Consider the following 14,248-nt stretch of genomic DNA (forward strand, 5'->3'; position numbering starts at 1 on the left):
CTTTCATGAGTTGTTAACATTCCCTCCTTCGTGCCTTAACTATAGGGTTTAAGAAAAGTTTGGAAAATACTACTTATGTAGAGCATTTTCATTATAAAATTTGTAATGTTTTCGGAAAGTATCATAAATTTTCAATATCAAGTGATAAAAGCTTTATGCCTGATGCAAACCACTTCCTCGCAAAGTCGTTTTACATTTTAAGATTTTGTCTGATAGGACGAAGGGGATCTCCCTTCCCTCTTTTTGAATTTGGTGTGAAAATAATTCACGTTGGAATACCCTACCTTCTCAGCCACCTCGTATACTTTCATCCCCTGAGAGAGCATTTCTTTTGCTTTTTGGATTCGAACCCGGTCAAGATAATCGTTAAAATATTCACCTGTGTGGCTTTTGAATAATTGACCTAAATAGGATCTGCTGTAATTAAACAACCCTGAGAGCATTTCGAGTCTGAGATTATCGCTATAATGCCGATCGATATAATCAAGCATACGTTTCATTTCGTTGTCCCGACTGTTATAATCCGCGCAATGTGCCAACTTTTCCATCAGTGTGGAGACATCGTTGACGAGATCCCGGATGTAATGAGAATTGTAAATTTCAGCCAGGTATTGAGCCGGTTCACCAGGATAACCTGATGTAGACCCGATTCGCGGATATATCTTTCGAATGGTCTCATTAGCAAGATAAAAGAAATATTCACGGATGTCTTTTTCATCATTACGATTTACTACCATTTGTGCTGCTATTCCATCCAGGAGTGAATGTATGGCTTCTGAATGTCCAACATCTACTAAATAATGAAGACGAAATGCCGCTTCCTCTTTGTCCAAAAAAGAGGTATCCATCGTAGAGGATCCTGCCATCTGGTAGCTTTCTGGAGTATCTCTAGTCAGCAGCCTTTCTTTATGGTAAAAAAAACTGCGCTCCAGCAGCGAACGTGCGGTGCGAAATGAATGGATAATTTCATGCAATGAGCGAACCGATTCTCCCACGGCAACATTCATCTCATAGCGTAGTTCTCCAGAAAGGAGTTTCAATTTCCTATACAATTCATCCCACCCCGACTCGCTGACAGGCGGCTGCCCGAGCAATAGAACAATATAGGGGCTAAAATAGAAAACAACGCCTTGACCATCCAATTGATAGGTTTCAGTCAACAAATCCCGAAAATGGTGAATACGCTTGTCTTCCTCTTGCTGCATCCCCGGAAATGCCATCAATAGAATCTGATACTTTGTCCAGTGTTCACCGAACAATTCTTTCAGCGAAGCGTTTTCTGAATCATACGTTCCTGACAGGAGCGAATACATTGCCCATTCAGGTGAATTTATTTTATTCTGCTTACTCTGCACTTCCCGCTTGGCAGAAAGTTGACTGTGAATTTTTTGAAGTTGTGCAGACAGTTCTTCCTTGTTTACGGGTTTAAGGAGATAGGCTTCAACACCATATTGCAGGGCACGTCGTGCATACTCAAAATCAGCATAGCCGCTAAGTACAATCGCACGCACGTCCCAGTTACGAAGGCGTATTTCTTGAAGAAGCTCCAGTCCGTCCATGCCTGGCATACGAATATCGACCAAGAGTACATCCGGGATCTGCTCTTCGAGAATGCGCAGTGCTTCATTTCCTCCCGCAGCCGATCCGATAACCTCATATCCAAGTTTTTTCCACGGAATCAAGGTTTGTAACCCCAGCCGTAACTTTGGCTCATCATCAACAATCATTACTGAAAACATTGTGGTTCTCCTTTCTGGGGTATACAAAATGTGATTTCCGTTCCTTGGCCCTCGATACTTTGGATAGAAAGTGCAGAACTTGGTCCATAGGTAAGTTGCAGCCGATCGTTAACATTGCGGAGCCCGATCCGCATCCCGCCATCTTCTGCTTCCATTAGCTGTCTTTGCAATTCCTTCAGTTTTAGTGGAGAAATTCCCGCACCAGAATCCTGGATTTCCACCATTACCTCTCTATCCTCTGTAAACTTCGTTCGAATGGTGATCCATGTCGCCCCCTCTTTACGATCCAGCCCGTGAAGAATCGAATTTTCAACCAAAGGCTGGATGATCAGCGGCGGGATCTCGACTTCCTCGGTTCCCGGCGCAATCTCCATGTTATACAAGAGTCGGTCCTCGTATCTAAACTTGTGAAGCTCCAAGTAACAGCTGACCATATGAAGCTCTTCGGATAGTCGAATTTTCCCGCTGCCAACTTCTAAACTTTTACGCATCAAGATGCTAAGCTGCCATACAGCTTGCGCCAAATCCTCTTCCCCTCGAAGATGAGCTTCCATCCGAATGGATTCCAGGGTGTTGAACAGAAAGTGGGGGTTGACCTGGCTTGCCAACATTTTAAATTTGATCTCGTTTTGTTTTTGCTGCAGCAGCTGTTTCTGTTGATTGCTATCTTCCACTTCCAGCATCAATTGGTTTATTCGAACTACTAGGGAGTTAAACTGTCTTGAAAGCTGTCCTATCTCATCTTTACCGTCTATGTCGAGGTAAGTATCCCAGGACGTGGTGCCTACTCTTGACATGTGCTTACTTAGACGAAGAACCCTGCTTGTTATCAGGGATGCTGAAGCATAGACGAGTAAAATCGCAATGATCAGGCAGCCGACCACTACCAGTGAAGCCACACGAATGACTTCATTTGCATCGCTAATGATATCTGATACTGTAAATACAGAGATAACCCTTAGTCCATTCCAGCTGCTCTCGGGAATCAAGCTGGCAATGACAACTTTGGACGCATTTCCATCCATAACTTCATCGAAGCTGCCTTCGGTTTGCGTCAACATATTGTCCCCGACGTTCACTTCGTCTAGGTTTCTGCCATAAAGATTTGGTCGGTTGGCTGCCACAATATTATTGTGGTAATCAACAATCATAGTAGAGAATGACTCTTGGGCAAGAATAGAGTTTAATACATCAGAATTGACATTGATGACCAAAACACTTTCTTTTTTAGGTTCGTCAAGGCTGATCTTCCGCACAAGACTCAGATAATATTTTAAATCCCTCTCATCCTGCATATATGCCCAGCCGGCTAATCCCTTTTTGCTCAGCGCAGTCGTATACCACTCGGCTTGCATGGTCTGAGAGTCTGGTTGCATGAATTCCCAGTTATTGAGCATTGTCGGATTGGGCGTATACAGCCGAATTGATTTAACGCCTTTGTATAACCGCATATAATCCCGAATGTCAGAGTATTGGCGATACGTTTGAATGACTTCAATATAACTATCATAATTACGGCTAGCGACAGACTTCATTCGGCTATCATTTGAAAGTTGATAGGAAATATCAAGAGGGACCTTAATAACTTCTTCCGTTCGTTTCCGAACACGTTCTACATTGTCAGTAGCCTGTTCGAAAGCATTCATTATCATCACTTCACGCAGCTTGCTAGTCAGATATACACCACTTGCCAGAAGCGGAAGTACAGCAACCGTAATAAACATCAAGGATAGTTTTTTTCTAATCCTGATATCATTTAACAATCGTATAAAACTCATATACGGCCTACTTTCCATCGAATAGTCTGATAATAAGGCAAAAGATAACAATAATTTCAATAGATAGATAACATAATAACACGTTTTAAACATTTTGTTATTGAATAATATCATTGTTATTTAACGTTTAAAAGTGATATTTATCAGATAAAATCAATACATTTACGCATATATGTAATAAATACAGATATGTTTTGTTATTCAATTGTTATTTTCGTCGATTAGAAGCAGTATTCACTACCTATACCGGCCTTCTTTACTAACCGCTACTACTATCTTGCTTAAGATCCGTGTTCATAAATCAAAAAAAACCGTTGATCATGATCAACGGTCATTGCGAAATACTAGAGTACCCTCATTCCAAACCAGAGAAATGCACTTCTTATTGGAGGCGATTCTAATTCTTTTATGACCAGCTAATCATCTGATCCATATTGCTTCTGGTTTTAGCTCGTTTCGGTTCTTCACTGCGGTATCCAAAAGCAACCATCACGGATGCTTTCAAGTTACCTCCCTCTAATAAACCTTCTTCTTCCAAGATATGATCGACAGCTGCATAATCAAATCCTTCAATCGGACAAGAATCAATTCCGGCTAAAGCAGCGGCGGTCATCATATTCCCCATAGCAATATAAGTTTGCTTCGCAGACCATTCATACAGTAAACGTTCATCTTCCAGCAAACCACGGACTTCCTGAACATCTTTTAATGCGCCAGAGATAAATGTAATAACCTCTTCGGGCATGTTTTGCACATTTTTCAATTGATCAAGCACATATTTCGAATCATATCTAACATCTGTCCGGGCGAGGATGACCAGGAAATGGCTAGCCGTATCCAATTGGCCCTGGGCACCTGGTGAAACTTTTTTCAGCTTACTTCGTAATTCCGGATTTTGGACAACGACGAACTTCCACGGTTCCAAACCAATCGAGCTGGGAGATAACCTTCCGGTTTCTAGAATATAGTTAAAATCATCCTCGGATATTTTCTTGGTTGTATCAAAGGTTTTGGTAGCATGTCTGTATTGAAAAGCAGAAATAACTTGTTCTTTACTAACGGGTATCATTGTGTTCATAAGTGTGTGATCTCCTCTTTTTTTATTTTACTTCCAAAGTAATCTTCCATCGTGGTGCGTGCTGTTATACATATGGTTTGGTGACAAAATGTTTTTATATGCTCCCTCGTTCCCTCCATCTCTTTTACATTGTTCAAATAAATATCATATGATAGAATTCTATCGTACAATAGTATTATAGAAGTCTCTTCAGAGAGTTTCTACGCTATAGAAGCAGCGTTAGTATGCACTTGGATACTGGAAAGGATAGCTATGAATTATACCAATGAAATATTAGAAGAATGCGGCTTTACAAGCGCTCAAAAAATATTATCTGGGAAGTGGTCTATGCTGATCATCCTATTTTTACATGAGAGAACGATGCGATTTAATGAAATTCAACGGTTGTTCCCGGACATTACACATGCAACCTTAACCAAACAGCTTCGCAGTCTAGAGGAGTATGGTGTTGTTGTTCGTAACGTATACCCTCAAATTCCGCCAAAAGTCGAGTATTCGTTGAGCGACATCGGGAAGAAACTCAAGCCGATATTAGATTCGGTAATGGTTTGGGGTGAGGAATATAAGGAATATTCGAATGCTTATACGGCAAAAGAAAAATTGTGATAGCCATGACCTCATAAGCATTGAAAGCTGTCGTCGACTTCACTTCATTATGTTCACGTCGATCCAGCTTCCTGAATATCTATAGCAAAAAGACTGCGACAAAGAGCGCAGTCTTTTGGTGATGTCTGCCTAATTCAATTCATTCCAGCACCTGTGCAATCTCCCACAAGTGCCCGTCCGGATCGGAAAAACAAGCCGTACGCCGACCCCAGGGACGCGTTATTGGTCCATTCAATAACTTCACGCCACGCAATTTCAGCTCATCGCATACCCGGTCAACGTCTGGCACTTGGATCGTGAATTGAAACCGCGCGCCATCTCCGAGGTGACCAACCTGCGCCGGCTCAATTAACTCGTGGGCATTGGATTGGTCCAACAGATTGATGCTTGTATTGCCATGATCGAACACCGCGCAGCTTTCATCTTCATATATGATCTCAAGTTCGAGAGTCTCTTGGTAGAATACCTTTGACCGATGCAAATCTTCCACAAACAATGTGATTTCGGTAATTTTGTTCGCCCAGCCAGCTGTCGTCATCCACATTCGACCCCATTTGCATTTTTTTACAATCCACTTGAATCATACGAATTGCTCGTTCCATTGTCAATGCCTATTCGTCTAAGCCACGGTGACGGTATGTGGATTACATGGACTGGTTCCATACAAATTCGATAACTCACAGTATATGCGAACTGCCTCATGCAAGCTTGCTGCAGCACCTCTTTATTCGGAAAGTGTCGGTTGATCGGGCACCTCATTTGCAGACAACTCCGGACTAGCGGAATGCCGTTCGAACTTCACTGCATCAGCCCTCGTATAGATCATATCGGCAGGAAGTGTTGGCGGGTCCACCGTTGTAGGAGTAACTCTGGTTAACCGAACATACTCACTGCCGTCCCCCGTAAAGTCGAACGTCCCTAGATCAACCCAACCCGATGGGCCGACTGTTGCATCGATATAGGTGACCTCGGTACCTGTCTTATGCTTCACTTCCACTTTGACATGATTATCGTTTGCCGTCGTATGGACGAGCTTGTAGATCGAGACTGTATATTTCCCCTCTGGAAACTGCCCTTTCCACGTTGCTGATGACCCTTCAACTGTAGAGTAACGAGACTTAACCCCAATTTTGTATCCGGCTAAATTGCTTTGGCTCCAAGACCCTTCTGTCGTGTATAACCCGGTTGTATTTGTACTATCGACGATAACCGTTAGGTCCTTGATCGCGATGTTCAAAGGCGGCGTTGTTAAGGTCACTCCGTCCATCGTTACCGTAGCCCACACCTCAATGTGGTCCGTTGCCCCATCGAGATGCAGAAGGGTCAACTTACCGGTACTATCCACTTCAGCCAGATCCGTACGATCTACAAAATACTGCACATTGGCCTGGGTTAGATCACCGATCAAACCGTTATCCAAATAGCCGGTTACACTCAGTTGTGCGGTTTGAGTCATCTGAAGCTCGTTTCGATCGGACAGGATCACGGCAGACTCCAATTGCGGTATCCGGTTCGGGTCCACCCACATGATTGCATCGGCAACCACCCTGGACTTGTTGGCCTTATTGGTTAGTTCCACGTACCCGCTATCACCTGCAGCAAAAGGATAATCCCCCAAGTGCACCCAAGTTCCATTCGCCGTTGTCTCATCAACGGTAACCGTCTCGGAGCCTCCGCTATAATAAACGGTAAATGAGGCATTCGTTGCCCAATTTTCACTCGCAGCGGTGATTTGCGGAAGCTTGTAATACACACTATAAGTTACGCTTTCTGGCAGATCAGGCCGCCATCTCATTTTGCTTGTCGCTGTGCCAGTCGTAGATTTGGCATACACATAGTTATCGTAGTAATAGTCGTTCGCCGTTGTATCCCTTATCCAGACGCCATCTGTATCCGCCTCCGTATTATCCACAATGATAGATGAACTCTCCTGCCAGTCGGGTTGGACTGGAGCTTCCGTTACCTGATCAGGCAGATAAAGTGTCCGCTTGCGGGTCTGTTTCCCCTCCGATTCCACGTAATACGTGAAAGTTTGGGATAAATCATCCACTCGTATCGACCATTCCATCGGGTATATCGTATCTGGGATGGTTGTATACGTAGCCCCACCATCCAATGAATAGTGGATTGTCGCTGGTTTTGTCGTTTTGGCCTGCACATAAGCATCGTAGACCGTTTCGTCGGGCTTAACGATCAGCATGCCTTTAACCGCATCAATTGGACTGTGGGTATCAAAGAAATAGCTTGCATCCGATGGTTCAGCCGTTCTAACCTGATGCAGCGGCACATCAATGTTAAGTCCTTCTACAATGATAGCGGTGATGCCCTTGCCTGAAACCGTGGCTTGAATGATTCCGCCACTCATAACCGTTTGCTCTGGTGTACCATTGTCGCGGATGATCGTTACGGTATAATCCTGTGCCGGGTTGAATCCAATGATTTGTTCATTCAATTCGATTGGAGTCTGTACTTCATCTGACGATGCGTTGCTCAGACCAATGTAGAATTTATCCCCGCTCTCACCCGTTATCCAGTTCAATTGAGGATGATTGGTCCTAATAATCCCCTTGGGCATCCACAGCCAAACGTCGGAATTACCATAAAATTGACCTGGTTTATTCCCATAAAGATGATATTTGAACCATAAAAAATTCGTTTCAAATACGGAAGGAAACGTAATACTGCCGTTCGATTTCAATGATTGTTCGCTGATCAAATAATCCATCGTTTGCCCGAGCTGCCCCGGAATATGGTGATAATAAATGGATGTAGCCCCGCTTGGGCCTTCCAGAGGAAAGTCCGGTTCAAGTTGGCTAACGGCGAAGCCTTTATAGTAATAACCTGGATAACTGGAATATCGACCAATAACCGCATTATGAGCAATATCCTGCAGCAGTTTATCCCCTGTATAGAGCGACAACCTCAGCATGAATGGAGCTTCCTGCGCATTCATCCGATAATAGCCGGTTGTACTTCCCGCTTCAAACGTCAATCCGCTCGGTGAAACAAGCCAACGATCCGCTGGTACGCCTCCGGCTACATCTTCCGGGAGCTTGAGTCTAGGATATTGAAATTTACCACTTTCCGGCCAATGGAACGACTCCGCGTAATTATACGTCTCAGGCTGCGGAATCGTAACGTTTCCTTCAGGAACCGGACGAGCAACGAACATCGTTGCATACCGTTTGGCTTCCTTATAAGCAGCATTCAAGTATTTGGGGTCCTGGGTTTCTTCGTAAAGCTCCAAGATTTCCATCCACAGCTTGCTATAATAATAAATGAACTCATTTTTACTCACATCGACGGATGCAGGCGTATCGATATGCTGCGTGATATAGCTGTCGGCTGCATCCTTCGCAGCTTGTAAATACTGAGCATCTCCCGTCATCCGATACATCATCAGGGGCTGAATGACAGGGCCCCGATCTTTCTGGTCAGGATCACGTACGAGGTACTCCTCCTGTGCCAGCGCCCCGATTCCTGCCGAAGTGCCCATCATCTGATTGACCGCGGCGACGCTTGAAACATCGAACGGCAGAGTAGCCATTTTCCACAACGAAGGTACGCCGTATACTTTCTTCTGCGTCGGCGACCAACCGATACCATTTCGCGATACGCCATACTGGACGGACGGCAGTGCTCTCGTATCGTATAGCTGGTCATCCCCAGTCAAATAGTAAGCTCCCAAAAGAACCGCATTCGAGCTTGTTCGGACGCTATCCTCGTTTTCGATATCGATAAAGCCCTTGGCACGGCTCCACCACCCGCTGGGTGATGGGACATAATTAACAGAGTCGTCCCCTTGCGGCTCAATCTTAAGCAAATCGATCATATTGAACATCGCGTCAGTAAGCGACTGATCGGAAACATTTTCCCGGTACGCCGAATAATCATACTCATTGCGGAGAATATCCGCGTAGGACTCATACAGATTGCTTTTTTGAGCGATTAGCCCCATATGAAACTGATAGGTGCTTTCTGCGGACATTTGCGAATAAGTCCCTAATTGTGGCGCATACAGGATGGGCTGCACGCTGCCTTCGTTGTTGACCAGGCTCATGCCGAGCCGTTGTTTCGTAACGCCTCCCGTCGGTTCAAATTCAACCGGGAGCTCTTGCGAAGGCACAAATACCCCATACGTCAACGGATTCCCCGAACCGTCATTCTTCTCAACCAGACTCATCGGAGCGCTCAGCTCCCTCAAGCTTGTTGATTCTACGGTACCTACCATTTTGGCATGGGACCTGAATCCATTCAACACTTCATTGATGCCAGAGACTACCTCTGTGGTGAAGGACTGATATCCAATCACATAATTGCCGTCGCGGCGAGGTGTAAAAGCAAAGGAAACATCGGGTTTATCCCCCGCCATGGACCAGTTCACTTCAAAATCGTAATCACTGCCATGCGTAGAATCGGTTAAGACCGCCGTGTGGCTGTCGGGAAAATGGATCCCGTCGAATGTAATCCATCGTTTATTCATCGTATCGTAGTAATTGGTTCGGCTGCCCGCATTCCCATCCAATAAAACCCATTGCTCCTCAAGTCTTTCCGACACATTATTGATGGGTGTCCAGTTCCCCGTGTCCGTGTTCTTGTAGAACATGTCACGAACGATGGATTTGCCTCCATCCCATGCTGCCTCATAGAAGGTCGCTTTATAGTTTTCATTTTCGATGCTGCCTTTTTCCGTGTAACTGAGATTCGCTAATGTGCGGCTCCGCAGCGGAGGCAACGGCGGTTCCTGCTGCCGGATATTTCCTTCAAACTTGACTGCATCAGCCCGCGTAATAATCGTGCCCGTTGTAGGTTGCGTTCGAGTCAGCCTGACAAATTCGCTATCATCCCCACTGAATTCATACTCCCCCAAGTCAACCCACCCGGTCGATGGACCCGACGAAGGTCTCAGATCCATAAACATGACATCCGTAATCCCGTTATGAACAATCTCAATTTTCACATTACTATCTGCCTTATCCGCCCAATTCAGCTTATAGAACGATATTCTCGCCGTACCTGCTTCCAAGCGTGGATTCCATGTGATGCTTCTACCTACGGCGTCTGTATATTTGGAGCTGGAATTATTGTATCCCTTCACTCCCGAGCTTGTGCTCCAATAAGGAGCGGAGAATCCGTTATTAGCGTTGCCGGAATCAACCGTGACGACATTATCAATTGTGAGACTTCCATCATCAATGATAATCGTCTGATAAGGTAAGGTCTCCGCATAAGCGGCCCTTATACCGATCAGGCTGAAAGGAACTCCTATCGTCAACATGAAAACGATGAAGAAAAACAACTTCCTTTTGACCATACAACTCACAGCCTCTCTTTTAATGATAACGCTTCCAAAATGATAGTGCCCTTTGCTCGAATGATCGTAAAAAAGCAATAGTCTTATCCTTCTGGCAGTCTCGCTCTGTCGTTTGTATCATAGCATGGCACATCACTGTGAAATTTCTATCATTTTAAGCATTTCTTATACGATTTTAAGCAAAAAAAGAAACCTGCATCCTAATTTGATTGCTAAATTGCAGTCAGATAGAATGTAGGTCTTCCAAGTGGAAAAATGAATTATAATGGCGGCTGCACCAGTAGCAGCTTTCCAACCTGAATGACCGTTTGATCATACCAAGCTGGATGCTGCCGAACATGTTCCATACTTCTTTCATTGCCGCTTGCTTCAAACACGGCTGCTTTGTCTGTCTTTTCGTGATCGATTTCGAAACGAACCGTATGTTTCCCATTCGGTAGCTCCGGCAAGAAAACATACTGATTTCGATTATGATCGTTATAGGGTGTGAATCGATCGACAAGAAAGGGTTCTCCTCCATCCACTGACACCTTCAATCGGCCAGAATCCGGCCCCCCGATATCGAATAACCCGATGTGCGTTCCCTCAAACTCCACCGTGATCGCCTCTCCAGGATCGACTGCTCGCCATAGGCCGGGGAACAACCAATCATACTCGCGCACTAAAGCAAAATCATCAGGGGTCATGTAAGACCACCCTGCCGAAAAACGAGTAAGACGGTCCAGCGGCAGCATGGTCGCATACTCCCACGGATTAGCCGGGACCAAAGGGTCCTGCGGCAAGTGATGTTCGACTTTTCCCATACCATCTTGAAGTTCGCTCATTTTCTCAAACGACCGGGTGATGGTATCCGTGTAGATCTGGTGTCCTTCGGGAATCGTCGGATGGATCGAATCATGCGTAAAAATAACGGCATCGGGAATGGACACGTCTGCCCTTAAGGTAAAAATGAGCTTTCCATCCAAAACCATTTGACTGACGGCTACGCCCAGATGGATCGAAGGAATGCCGTAATAGTCGGCGACTTCCTCTTGCATACGAGCTCCCTTCTGGTATTGGCCGGATTGAAATAAGGTTAGATCCCGCTCCTTAACCGTATACACAAACAGAATATCGGTAAACCGGCTGCGCTTGCGGATCTGCCGGACAATGCCTTCGATCCGCGCCTTCGATTCGGGAACTCCCCCATCGTTTCCAACAAATTCAACAAACACGAGATCAGGCTGATGACGCAGTACATCCGTCTCCACACGCGCACAGCCGAGGTCCGATCCTGTCCCATCAATGCCTGCATTCACAGCGCGGATATCCGCATGTGGATATTGCCCTCGCAGCCAATCCGCCGTCATAACCCTGTATCCTTCGGAACGCGTATTACTGCCGCCGAAATAGACGATGGTTACGGTTTCCCCATTTTCCAACTTTGTAATGACATTAGGCAGCCCTCTTCGAGGGAAAAATTCCTTCATCACGATTTCACCTGACCTCACTTAGCGTTTTTAGGAACAAAAAATTTTACAGCAAACACTTCATAATAAGGCGAACCATACGTTGAGAAGAAATGAATCCGGACTCGGGTTACACCCTCTGCATGCACCTTATGTTTATTCAACGAAAGATAATTCCCACGGATATGAATTTCACTCTCGGTTCCGTCTTCCAAGGTTAAGATCACATCATAATCTTGGATCAGTGGCTCGATCGGATCATCGAAATGCTCCAAGTTCAGCTGTGAATTAAAAACAAGATGGAGTTCATCCAGATTTCTGGGGTTTGCAAAACCAAATTCCAACCATTCCTGTCCTTCCGTACGTTCAGAAATCCAGCTGTTCGGCAGACCATAAGGTCTGGAGAAGCCGTTAATGACATTCACGGGATTATACATATTTTGAGAGGGCAGCAGCTCTTTGAAGCAAATGCTCTTATTAAGCTTTTTTAACCTGGACGGCACTTCTGGCCTATAATAAAAGCTGACCGCCCCTGTTATTGTCTCTTCATTGCCGTATACGGCAAGGCTCGCCGTACCTTCCAATACGATGTAGATTTTGTCATCAGCCGGCTTATTGCAGCTGAGGTCCAGCGTAATCCAGTCATCGTGCTTCGCTGAAATTTGCAAGCGATAGTCTTTAAGCTCGCTGGTGGGGATATAGTTTTCCTTCCGTTCCCCGCCAAACAGCTTTACTTGCAACGTTTCCGATTGCCCGGATCTATTTTTAATTTTGATCTGCACGCTTTCAGCCACGGTTGTCTGAATCGGCAGGACCAAACATAACGCTTGCTCCAAGCTAATCTCTTCCGTTGGACGAAGATGTTCATAGCTTCGCTGAGACGAGGCACGAATCGTTAATCCGTCAGCGAAATATGGATCCAACGGCTCTTGAAGCCCTACAATCGTTTGCCCATCTCGAAGCAGCTGCGCTTGAAGCTCACCCATATGAGCTTTGACGATGGCCGCGGGGTCTGCCTCATATTTTACGCATAACGCAGCAGCCGTTCCTACCGCCTGCCCCATACAACCACAGGTTGCCATCACCCTTGTAGACCCGAAAGCCACATGGGTAGCGCTTATATTGCGGCCAGCGAACATGAGATTAGGAATATTACGTGAAAATAAGCTGCGGAAAGGGATATTATACAATCCCGGTACAAAATTCCACGCGGTAGCCGGCCCTTCATCGTAGATGCCTTTATTCGCATGCAGATCCATATACCAGCCACCGACGGATACAGCATCTTCAAAATGAGGCTTTGCTGTAAGGTCGTTCTGAGACAGCATGTGTTCCCCTATAAACCGCCTTGACTCCCGCTTTCCCGGAATCGGGCATACATAATCCAGGATAAGATTGTCTACATCATCAAACTCGCCGCTATTTTTGATATAATCCCATATCCCGTACACCAATTTCCGCAGTTCCAATGCGATGTCTTCATTATTCTTGATAATATCCATATGTCCGCCGTATTCCAGCCACCACAATCCGCCAAGCCCATTGATTTTCCTTGGAAAAGACCGATGGTTTAAGCCTTTTCTGATGCTATCGAAAAAGGCCAACTTCGTAATGTCATATGCAAAGCCTGGCCTTTTGTAAGGAACGGAATAGTTTACGTCACGGGCTTGAAACAGAATCGTATCGCCCATGGTGTAATGATCCGCCACTTCTGGAGCGAGCTCCTCCTTATATTCATGCTTCGCCTCTCTTCCCCATCGGAAGTGAGCACCTGCTTGGTATCCAACAATCCCATCGCCGGAGCAATCGATGTAGGTAGGGCTTTCAAAACGGAATTTTCTTTCCGAAGCCAATTGAAGGCCCTCTACCCATTGAATTCTGCCGTTCTCCATGCCCGTTTCATGCACACATGTATTCAGGAATAGAGAAATGTTAGGCTCATCATAAACCATGTCGAGCAAGACCGTATCCGAAAGCGATAGCATAAGTTTCTTGTTGTATAACGGATTATAATGAAAGATCTTCAGCTTGAGTTCTTCTACCAACCCGCCCTCGCGAGCATAGTAAGATGGACTGTTTCCGAGATATGCCGACCCGTTGATATGAACCCTGACCTCGCTGCTCGCATTTCCCCCAAGAACCGACCGATCATTAATAAGTGAAACCTGCAGCCCTTGGCGTGCGGCAGCAATGGCAGCGCATATCCCGGCAATACCTCCGCCAACGACGGTTACATCTGCTTTTATAAGCTCCATTTGGTTAACCTCCATGATTAGATGCTCCTA

Annotated in this window: 8 protein-coding genes; 1 reads left to right on the forward strand and 7 read right to left on the reverse strand. The window is 45.4% G+C overall.

Annotation, left to right across the window (positions count from 1 at the left end):
• Positions 1-197: 197 nt before the first annotated feature.
• The 3 genes from PPA03S_RS13265 to PPA03S_RS13275 all read right to left on the reverse strand — a co-directional run bounded on the left by PPA03S_RS13265 (position 198) and on the right by PPA03S_RS13275 (position 4,595).
• Complete coding sequence (locus PPA03S_RS13265) at positions 198-1,739, reverse strand: response regulator transcription factor (RefSeq protein WP_062323571.1); 1,542 nt, start codon at positions 1,737-1,739, stop codon at positions 198-200.
• Positions 1,727-3,517 (reverse strand): cache domain-containing sensor histidine kinase, encoded by a 1,791-nt coding sequence (locus PPA03S_RS13270; protein ID WP_062323572.1) that lies wholly within the window; start codon positions 3,515-3,517, stop codon positions 1,727-1,729. The genes PPA03S_RS13265 and PPA03S_RS13270 overlap by 13 nt, the downstream gene beginning before the upstream one ends.
• 406 nt (positions 3,518-3,923) lie before the next feature.
• Positions 3,924-4,595 (reverse strand): NAD(P)H-dependent oxidoreductase, encoded by a 672-nt coding sequence (locus PPA03S_RS13275; RefSeq protein WP_062323573.1) that lies wholly within the window; start codon positions 4,593-4,595, stop codon positions 3,924-3,926.
• Between the two features lie 252 nt (positions 4,596-4,847).
• Between PPA03S_RS13275 and PPA03S_RS13280 the strand changes: the two genes are divergently transcribed.
• Positions 4,848-5,201: a winged helix-turn-helix transcriptional regulator gene (locus PPA03S_RS13280; protein WP_062323574.1), complete on the forward strand. Its 354-nt coding sequence runs from the start codon at positions 4,848-4,850 to the stop codon at positions 5,199-5,201.
• A 139-nt stretch (positions 5,202-5,340) separates the two neighbouring features.
• On the opposite strand, the gene PPA03S_RS13285 is transcribed toward PPA03S_RS13280, so the two are convergent.
• The 4 genes from PPA03S_RS13285 to PPA03S_RS13300 all read right to left on the reverse strand — a co-directional run bounded on the left by PPA03S_RS13285 (position 5,341) and on the right by PPA03S_RS13300 (position 14,218).
• Positions 5,341-5,745, reverse strand: a complete 405-nt coding sequence (locus PPA03S_RS13285) for a VOC family protein (protein ID WP_439955830.1) — start codon at positions 5,743-5,745, stop codon at positions 5,341-5,343.
• A 180-nt stretch (positions 5,746-5,925) separates the two neighbouring features.
• Positions 5,926-10,479, reverse strand: coding sequence for a golvesin C-terminal-like domain-containing protein (locus PPA03S_RS13290; RefSeq protein ID WP_167666029.1), 4,554 nt, complete (start codon positions 10,477-10,479; stop codon positions 5,926-5,928).
• A gap of 296 nt (positions 10,480-10,775) precedes the next feature.
• Positions 10,776-11,984: an SGNH/GDSL hydrolase family protein gene (locus PPA03S_RS13295; protein ID WP_062323577.1), complete on the reverse strand. Its 1,209-nt coding sequence runs from the start codon at positions 11,982-11,984 to the stop codon at positions 10,776-10,778.
• Between the two features lie 17 nt (positions 11,985-12,001).
• The gene (locus PPA03S_RS13300) at positions 12,002-14,218 is read right to left on the reverse strand and encodes an FAD-dependent oxidoreductase (RefSeq protein WP_245683608.1); all 2,217 of its coding nucleotides are present in this window, start codon (positions 14,216-14,218) and stop codon (positions 12,002-12,004) included.
• Between the last annotated feature and the right edge of the window lie 30 nt (positions 14,219-14,248).

Source organism: Paenibacillus pabuli NBRC 13638, assembly GCF_001514495.1.
Taxonomy (GTDB): Bacteria; Bacillota; Bacilli; order Paenibacillales; family Paenibacillaceae; genus Paenibacillus; species Paenibacillus pabuli.

What these genes read in the sequence shown, in the direction of transcription:
- PPA03S_RS13295 (WP_062323577.1), bottom strand. Translation starts at nt 11,984, where the DNA reads ATGAAGGAATTTTTCCCTCGAAGAGGGCTGCCTAATGTCATTACAAAG.
- PPA03S_RS13270 (WP_062323572.1), bottom strand. Translation starts at nt 3,517, where the DNA reads ATGAGTTTTATACGATTGTTAAATGATATCAGGATTAGAAAAAAACTA.
- PPA03S_RS13300 (WP_245683608.1), bottom strand. Translation starts at nt 14,218, where the DNA reads ATGGAGCTTATAAAAGCAGATGTAACCGTCGTTGGCGGAGGTATTGCC.
- PPA03S_RS13265 (WP_062323571.1), bottom strand. Translation starts at nt 1,739, where the DNA reads ATGTTTTCAGTAATGATTGTTGATGATGAGCCAAAGTTACGGCTGGGG.
- PPA03S_RS13290 (WP_167666029.1), bottom strand. Translation starts at nt 10,479, where the DNA reads ATGTTGACGATAGGAGTTCCTTTCAGCCTGATCGGTATAAGGGCCGCT.
- PPA03S_RS13275 (WP_062323573.1), bottom strand. Translation starts at nt 4,595, where the DNA reads ATGAACACAATGATACCCGTTAGTAAAGAACAAGTTATTTCTGCTTTT.
- PPA03S_RS13285 (WP_439955830.1), bottom strand. Translation starts at nt 5,745, where the DNA reads ATGTGGATGACGACAGCTGGCTGGGCGAACAAAATTACCGAAATCACA.
- PPA03S_RS13280 (WP_062323574.1), top strand. Translation starts at nt 4,848, where the DNA reads ATGAATTATACCAATGAAATATTAGAAGAATGCGGCTTTACAAGCGCT.